Consider the following 7,087-nt stretch of genomic DNA (forward strand, 5'->3'; position numbering starts at 1 on the left):
TGAACCAATCGTATCAAGAATGGTTACAAGGTCAATTGAAAAGGCTCAAACAAGGGTAGAAGCAAATAACTTTGCCACAAGAAAAAGAGTCCTACAATACGACGACGTCATGAACAAGCAAAGAACAATCATCTACAACGAAAGACGTGAAGTTCTTATGGGCGAGGACATGAAGGAAACAATCGTTGATATGATTAAAGAAGTTATAAAAGATGCAGTTTATACCTTCACAAATCCTGAAGTTAAGCCAGAAAATTGGGAAATGACAGCCCTTCTAAACTACCTAAATGGTCTAGGTGTTCCTGTAACCCAACTTCATTTTGAAAACCTAAATTCATATACACAAGATAAGCTAATTGACTATATAACTGGAGCAAGTCTTGCAAAGTATGAAGATAAGGAAGCAAGCTTTGGCCCAGAAAATATGAGAGAAGTTGAAAGGGTAATTCTTCTTAGAGTTATAGATCAAAAATGGATGGACCACATTGATGCAATGGATCAAATGCGTAAGGAAATCGGAGTTAGAGCCATGGGTCAAGAAGACCCAGTTAGGGCCTATACCAACGAAGGTTTTGAAATGTATGAAGAAATGACCAGGGCTATCCAAGAAGACACTGTAAAATACATGATGAATGTAGAAATCAGACAAAATATCCAAAGAAAGCAAGTTCTAATTCCAGAAGAAGCAAGCCACGAGGATATTACAGGTCCTTCTACAGATGAAGAAGATTATGAAGGTCTAAATAGGGCAGAGCGTAGAAGATTAGACCGTGAAGCCAAGAAATCAACTGTAAAGAAATAATATGAGAGAAATATTTGAACTAAAAGAAGAAATCAAAAACCTTGAAGAAACTTTAAACTTAGTCGGAGATAGTCTTTGACCCGGCTAAGCTTAAAGAAGAAATAGATGACCTACAAAAACAATCTATGAGCCCGAATTTTTGGGATGATTCAGATAAGGCCCAAAATGTGATGGCGACTCTTTCTGATAAGAAAGAAGACCTTAAAGCCTACACAGATATAGAAGAAGCTTTAAAAGACGATAAAGATTTTATAGAACTGGTGGAATTAAGCGATGAAGAAGAGCAATCCACCCTTGAAGAAGTTGATTCTAACCTTAAAAAAATCAAAAAAGATTTAGGCAGCCTAAAGCTAAAGACCCAATTAAATGGAGAATATGATAGGAACAACGCCTATCTTTCTATAAATGCGGGAGCTGGAGGGCTAGAGGCAACTGACTGGGCAGATATGCTCTTTAGGATGTATACTAGATATTGTGAAAATAGAGGCTTTAAGGTTGAGGTTAAGGATATAAATAATGAAGAAGCAGGCGGTATTAAGTCTGTTACCCTTCATGTAAAGGGTCCTTATGCCTATGGCTACCTCAAAGGAGAAAAGGGAGTTCACAGACTTGTGAGGATTTCGCCTTTTGACAGTCAATCTAGGCGTCACACATCTTTCTCTTCGGTAGATATTTTTCCTGAATTAGACGAAGATACAAGTATAGAAATCGACCCTTCAGATTTAAGGATTGATACCTACAGGGCAAGTGGGGCAGGTGGTCAGCACGTAAATAAAACTGACTCCGCAGTAAGGATTACCCACATACCAACAGGAGTTGTTGCCACAAGCCAGGCTGAAAGAAGCCAGATGCAAAATAGGGAAACAGCTATGAACCTTCTTATATCAAAATTAATTCAGATAAAGGAAGAAGAGAAAAAAGAAAAAATCGAAGATATCCAAGGCAAATATTCACAAATTGCCTGGGGTAGCCAGATAAGATCTTATGTTTTCCAACCTTACACCATGGTCAAAGACCATAGGACAAATTACGAGATGGGAAATGTAGAAGCGGTGATGGATGGTGATATCCAAGGTTTTATAGATGCATATTTAGCTAAAAATGAAAATAAATAGGGAAGCAATTGCTTCCCCTTTTTTACATGAAAAGGAGAAATTATGGGAGATATAATTTTAACAGGCGACAGGCCAACAGGTAGACTTCACCTTGGCCATTATGTAGGTAGCCTTAGAAATAGGGTAAAGATGCAAAATGAAGGGTCTTATGACAAGATGTATGTCATGATTGCTGATAGCCAGGCTCTTACAGATAACTTTGCTAATCCAGCAAAAATCCGTGAAAACCTTATCGAAGTTGCCCTTGACTACCTAAGTGTAGGAATTGACCCAAGCAAGGTCAGCATTTTTGTTCAATCACAAGTGGCAGAATTAACAGAACTTACCTTTTATTTTCTAAACCTAGTCACACTTTCAAGGCTAGAGAGAAACCCAACTGTCAAATCAGAAATAAAACTAAGGAATTTTGAAACTAGTCTTCCAGCAGGATTTTTAATCTATCCAGTAAGTCAAGCTAGTGATATTTTGCTTTTTGATGCCAATATTGTCCCTGTTGGTGAAGACCAGGAGCCAATGCTTGAACAAGCAAGAGAGCTAGCTAGAAGCTTTAATAATATCTATGGCGAAACTTTTGTAGAGCCAGAGGCAGTTTTACCAGAATCAAAAATGGCTCGACGTATGCCTGGAATTGATGGGGCTGCCAAAATGAGCAAGTCATTAGGAAATGCAATCTACCTTGCAGATGACAAAAAGACCGTCAAGAAAAAAGTTATGTCCATGTACACTGATCCAAACCACATAAATATAGATGATCCAGGCCAGGTGGAGGGCAATATTGTCTTTACCTACCTAGACGTTTTTTCAAATGACAGTCACTTTGAAAAATATTTACCAGAATACAAAAATCTCGATGAATTAAAGGCCCACTACCAAAGAGGAGGGCTCGGTGATGTTAAGTGTAAGAAGTTTTTAATCAAGGTTCTCGAAGAAGAATTAGAGCCAATAAGGGCAAGGCGTGCCGAGTACGAAAAAGACATAGAAAAAGTCTTTGAAATCCTAAAGAAAGGTACAGCTGATGCTAGAAACCAGGCTGCAAAGAAACTTGAAAAAGTAAAGACAGCCATGGGGATTGATTATTTTGAAGACGAGCTTCTAATAAAAGAAATTCAAAATAAGTATAAGGAATAATTATGAAACTTCCGAAGACAAAATCCAAAACAATCTTTGTCCTATCAGCCACAGGCTCTGCGGTTGGTATGGCAAATGTTTGGGGATTTCCTTATAAATTTCATAAGGGAGGGATATTTTTCCTGATTTTTTATTTGATTTTCATATCCCTATTTTCCTATGTTGGCTTATCGAGTGAATTTGCTATAGGTAGGATGGGCAAGGGTTCGGTTGTAAAATCTTATAAAAAAGCCATAGAAACAACCTATCCAGAATCAAAAATTGCCAAAATTTATGGCTATTTTCCACTTTTGATTTCCCTAATAATGGCAGTTGGCTATACGATAATAGTATCCTATGTGGCAAAGGCCTTGGTGGATACCCTAAATGGTAGGCTTTTGACAACTCCACCATCAGTTTGGTTTGAGGATTTTTCTTCAAGGTCTTTTGCTGTTATGGAAGTCCATCTTTTGATAATTGTCATGGTAATCTTAATAAGTCTTGGCGGTTTTAAGTCAGTACAAAGTTTAAACTCTGTTTTAATGCCATCTATGATTGTAATTTACCTTATAGTTTTAATCAAGATGTTAACGCTTCCACAAATCGGCGAAGGCTATAAGCTACTCTTTAGGTTTGACTTTAACGACTGTAATATTGGCACAGTAATTTCTGCTATGGGGGATGCACTTTTTGCCCTTTCTATAACAGGTTTTGGCATGGTTTTTGTAGGTAGGATGCTTGCGGATAACCATGATATAGTTACAAACTCTAAGCTAACTGGACTATTTGATACTGTTGTAGCTCTTTTATCAGCCTTTATCATAGTGCCTTCGATTGTAGTTTTTTCTATGCATGAAGCTGGTGGACCTGCTCTTATTTTCCAAATCCTCCCTAGTATTTTTAATTCAATGAGGATAGGAAGGAGTTTTGCAGTCTTGTTTTACCTGGCAATAATTATGGCTGGTCTTACTTCACTTCAAACAATTTTCGAATCGATTGCCCACACCCTTAACCAGGAATTTAAGATGAATGATAAAACCGCTCTGCTTTTGGTTGGTACAGCAGTCCTTGTATTAGGAATTGATCTTCACCCGCTAGCTAGGTGGTCGCATTTGATGGATATCACAATCTATTACCTAATCCCACTTGGTGCCATGCTTGGTGCTGTGGTTTGGTTTTATATAATGGATTCAGATGTCCTTCTAAAAGAGATAAATCTCGGGGCTAAAAAGCAAAAAACACAAAATTTTATAAGGATAGGTAGGTATATTTACACTCCGCTTGTAATTATTGTTTGCCTAGCAGCTATCCTTTTTCATTAATTATCACTCCTACAAGGATAAATTGATAAAAAATTTCTAAGTTTTTAGATAAATCTCCTATCTTTGTGGGAGATTTTTTTTCTTGAATTATTTAAAAATTGTGTTATAATTAGACTATGCTTTAAAGTGATATACCGACAAAGAAAATTAATTTTTATATAAATAAAGGAGAAAAGTATGAATAAGTTTAGTTCGAAATTAGGATTTATCCTCACGGCAGTCGGCTCGGCTGTAGGTATGGCAAATGTGTGGGGCTTTCCATATAAGTTTCAAAAGGGAGGCGTGGTCTTTTTAATAGCATACATATTTTTTGTAAGTGTCTTTGCCTACTGCGGACTTGCAAGTGAGTTTGCAGTTGGTAGGTACGCTCATACAGGAACACTCGGCGCCTACCATAAAGCTTTTAAAAGTCGTAAGGAAGATACAGTATTAGGAAAGTTTATTGGCTATATTCCATTAATTGGGTCATTATTAATTGCCATTGGCTATGCAGTAATAGTTGCTTACGTCCTAAAGGCCTTGGTTGATTCTTTATCAGGATATTTATTAACTACTGACACTACATCTTACTTTGATAGTTTTTCCTTAAAGCCATTCTCAGTAGTGCCTTACCACTTTTTTATAATTGCAATCACCCTATTATCTTGTATAGGTGGAGCATCTACAATTGAAAAATCAAATAAAATCATGATGCCAGCTTTTTTTGTACTTTTTGTAATCCTAGCTATTAGGATTTTAACCCTTCCAAATGCTTTTGAAGGTTATAAGTATATGTTTAGATTTGATAAGGAAATGTTATCATGGAGTACAATACTCCAGGCTATGGGCCAGGCATTTTTCTCCCTATCAGTAACCGGTTCAGGTATGCTAGTAGTAGGTGCCTATCTTTCTGATGATGAAGATATAGTTTCATCTTCAAAAATGACAGGCTTTCTTGATACTATTGCAGCTATGCTTGCTTCCTTTGTAATGATTCCAGCGATTATAGTATATAGCATGGACCAAGCAGGTGGACCTGGACTACTCTTCCAAGTCTTACCTGCAATCTTACAGGATATGGCAGCAGGAAGATTATTTGCTATTATTTTATATGTGGCTGTTGTCTTTGGTGGCATATCATCACTTCAAAATATGTTTGAAGTAGTAGCAGAATCCCTTATGCAAAGGCATCCAAAATTGAAACGCAATGTGGTATTACTTTTAATTGGAATCGTAGTTTTCGCCATTGGTGTAAATATGGAAATGATTAGTCAATGGGGACCATTTATGGATATAATCTCAATATATGTAATCCCAATAGGGGCTATGATTGGGGCAGTAACCTGGTTCTGGATTTTTAAAAAAGACCAGCTACTTGGTGCAATCAACCAAGGCTCTAAAAAAGTTTATGGCGACACTTGGTATAAGATAGGAAAATTCCTATACGTACCACTTGCAGTTATTTTATGCCTAATAGCTGTAGTATTTAAAATATCATTTTAATAGTAAAAAAGAGCGGGTCTAAGACTCGCTTTTTTGATAAAAATTTTTTAAAAAAATCCCTCTTGGTCTTTGCCAAAAGGGAATATTTTTTATTTAAGAACTAATTCTGAAAGTCTTAATGGTTCGATGTATTCATCTCCCTTGAAAACTCTCATGTTGCCGCCAGAAATTTCATCAATTAGGATGATTTTGTCATTTTCATCTACGCCGAATTCTAGTTTTATATCATAAAGGTCAAGACCTTTTTCTTTTAGGATATCACGGATAAGTCCGCAAATTTCTTTTGTAAGTCTTTTTAATTCTTTGTATTGGTCTGCTGTTGCAATATTTAAGGCTTCTAGACAGTCTTTAGAAATTGTAGGATCTCCTGCAGCGTCGTCTTTGATAGTAACTTCGAAAAATGCGTCTAGTGGGGCGCCTTCTTCTATGTATTTGCCGTATCTTTTGTAAAAAGAACCAACAGCCCTGTACCTGCAGATAAACTCAAGACCCTTGCCAAAAACTCTAGCTTTTTTTACTTCCATAGTGTTTTCATCTACATTTGCAGCTACATAATGAGTTGGGACATTTTTCTCATTGAGCTTGTTAAAGAAAAACTCTGTCATTCTTAGTCCAGCCTTACCTGCACCGTCGATTGAAAGACCTACTTGGTTTTCACCTGGATCGAAAACTCCATCTTTACCTGTAACGTCATCTTTAAATTTCATCAAGATGTTGCCATTATCGAGGCTATAGATGTTTTTTGTCTTGCCTTTGTAAATTAAATCCATTGTTTTCTCCTTATTTTTTTGTAATTATGATATAAATTTCTGACATTCTTACAAGTAAATTTTATTTACTAAGATAAATTTGTCAAGGTGAGATTAAAAAAATTTTAATTTGCTTTTACCATTGAAAAAAATAATAAAATAGATATACTAATTTTGTAGAAGAAAAGATAAGGAGTTAAAATGTCAAAAATAGCTGTCATAATGGGTTCGAAATCTGACTACAAAACTATGAAAGAATGCTGCTCTGTCCTTGATAAATTTGGCATAGAGTATGACAAGAGGGTTATCAGTGCGCATAGGACACCTGAGTTAATGGTTGACTTTGCGAAAAATGCTAGGAAAAACGGCTACAGCCTTATTATTGCTGCGGCTGGTGGTGCTGCACATTTGCCAGGTATGGTTGCTGCGTCAACTACATTACCTGTAATTGGTGTCCCAATTAAATCATCCACCCTAAACGGCGTTGACTCGCTTCTTTCTATTGTGCAA

Annotated in this window: 6 protein-coding genes and 1 pseudogene; 6 read left to right on the top strand and 1 reads right to left on the bottom strand. The window is 36.5% G+C overall.

Annotated elements, in window-relative coordinates; translation table 11 throughout:
• The 5 genes and pseudogenes from RQ893_RS07040 to RQ893_RS07060 form a co-directional block, all read left to right on the top strand.
• Nucleotides 1-802, top strand: a pseudogene (locus RQ893_RS07040) (preprotein translocase subunit SecA); the annotation flags it as partial.
• Nucleotide 803: 1 nt separating this feature from the next.
• Nucleotides 804-1,917 (top strand): peptide chain release factor 2 gene (gene prfB / locus RQ893_RS07045; RefSeq protein WP_311482343.1). Its coding sequence is split into 2 segments (ribosomal slippage): nt 804-878 and nt 880-1,917, totalling 1,113 coding nucleotides; the frame shifts between segments, so codons are not numbered across the junction.
• 42 nt (nt 1,918-1,959) lie between these two features.
• Entirely contained in the window at nt 1,960-3,045 is a 1,086-nt protein-coding gene (gene trpS, locus RQ893_RS07050; protein ID WP_311482344.1) for a tryptophan--tRNA ligase, read from the top strand.
• A 2-nt stretch (nt 3,046-3,047) separates the two neighbouring features.
• Nucleotides 3,048-4,346, top strand: a complete 1,299-nt coding sequence (locus tag RQ893_RS07055; RefSeq protein ID WP_311482345.1) for a sodium-dependent transporter — start codon at nt 3,048-3,050, stop codon at nt 4,344-4,346.
• Between the two features lie 177 nt (nt 4,347-4,523).
• Nucleotides 4,524-5,828 carry a sodium-dependent transporter gene (locus RQ893_RS07060; protein WP_311482346.1) on the top strand — a complete coding sequence of 435 codons (1,305 nt, stop codon included), beginning with the start codon at nt 4,524-4,526 and terminating at the stop codon, nt 5,826-5,828.
• Nucleotides 5,829-5,917: 89 nt separating this feature from the next.
• On the opposite strand, the gene RQ893_RS07065 is transcribed toward RQ893_RS07060, so the two are convergent.
• Nucleotides 5,918-6,598, bottom strand: coding sequence for a phosphoribosylaminoimidazolesuccinocarboxamide synthase (locus tag RQ893_RS07065; RefSeq protein WP_311482347.1), 681 nt, complete (start codon nt 6,596-6,598; stop codon nt 5,918-5,920).
• Between the two features lie 180 nt (nt 6,599-6,778).
• Here RQ893_RS07065 and RQ893_RS07070 point away from each other — a divergent pair.
• Nucleotides 6,779-7,087 (top strand): AIR carboxylase family protein (locus RQ893_RS07070; RefSeq protein WP_311482348.1); only part of this gene is annotated, 309 nt, incomplete at its 3' end.

Origin of the sequence: uncultured Anaerococcus sp., from assembly GCF_963510915.1 — a bacterium.
GTDB lineage: Bacteria > Bacillota > Clostridia > Tissierellales > Peptoniphilaceae > Anaerococcus.

What these genes read in the sequence shown, in the direction of transcription:
- RQ893_RS07055 (WP_311482345.1), top strand. Translation starts at nt 3,048, where the DNA reads ATGAAACTTCCGAAGACAAAATCCAAAACAATCTTTGTCCTATCAGCC.
- RQ893_RS07065 (WP_311482347.1), bottom strand. Translation starts at nt 6,598, where the DNA reads ATGGATTTAATTTACAAAGGCAAGACAAAAAACATCTATAGCCTCGAT.
- trpS (WP_311482344.1), top strand. Translation starts at nt 1,960, where the DNA reads ATGGGAGATATAATTTTAACAGGCGACAGGCCAACAGGTAGACTTCAC.
- RQ893_RS07060 (WP_311482346.1), top strand. Translation starts at nt 4,524, where the DNA reads ATGAATAAGTTTAGTTCGAAATTAGGATTTATCCTCACGGCAGTCGGC.